The organism is Thauera phenylacetica B4P (assembly GCF_000310225.1).
GTDB classification, from domain to species: Bacteria; Pseudomonadota; Gammaproteobacteria; order Burkholderiales; family Rhodocyclaceae; genus Thauera; species Thauera phenylacetica.
In genome coordinates, this window is record NZ_AMXF01000543.1 from 1 (window position 1) to 774 (window position 774).

General features: G+C 77.3%; 1 pseudogene. It reads right to left on the minus strand.

Annotated elements, in window-relative coordinates:
* Positions 1 to 774 (minus strand): annotated as a pseudogene (locus tag C667_RS23565) (hypothetical protein); the annotation flags it as partial.

The following is a 774-nucleotide window of genomic DNA, read 5'->3' on the forward strand; positions in this document are numbered from 1 at the left end:
CGGGCGTGGCGCGCGAGCCAGGCGGCGCGATCGGCCGCGAGCCGGGCGGCGAGCGCGTTGGCGCTGCGGGCGAGGATCGCGTCGACATGGCCGGCGTGGTCGCGGCGCCGGCGCAGCGCGTCGAACAGGTCGTCGAGGCCGATCCAGGCGGCGAGGTCGTTGGGCGCCTCTTCGTCGAGGGTGGCCGGATGGAGGGCGATGTCGATTTCGCCGCTCCCCGCCCGCGGGTGGCCGGGGTCGAGGTAGTGGGCGAGATCGGCCGTCGAAGCTCCGCCGGCGCAGCTCGTGCCCCGGGTACCCGGGCGGATCTGTCCGGAGCGCGGAGGTCCCGGGCTGAACACGACCGCGACCGCCATGCCGTCTGCGGCCGCCACCGGCAGCGCGCGGCCCGCGGGGTCGAGCAGGCGGAACTGCCCGGGGCTGTCCCAGTTGAGCGCTTGCGGCTTGGGGTTGTGCTTGACGCTGCCGGCGACCGCGTACCACAGGCACTCGCCCCAGCCGTCGCGCAGCTCGGGAAGGCCGAGCGTCCGCCAGGGCAGGCGGCCGACCGCGGCGGTGCCGCGCGCGCCGCAGGCGCCGATCGGGGTCGAGCCGGTGTTGGCGGCGTCGGGGCAGGGCAGGAAGCCGTAGCCCTCGCCGGGGTGGGTCTCCGCATAGCTGATCGCATAGCCGATCAGTGCGGCGCGCGCGGTGGCGAGCGCCTCGACGCTGCGTGCGTGGGCGAGCGCGTGGGCGCGGGCGCGCAGCTCGCCGCCGGCGAGCAGTCCGCCGGCG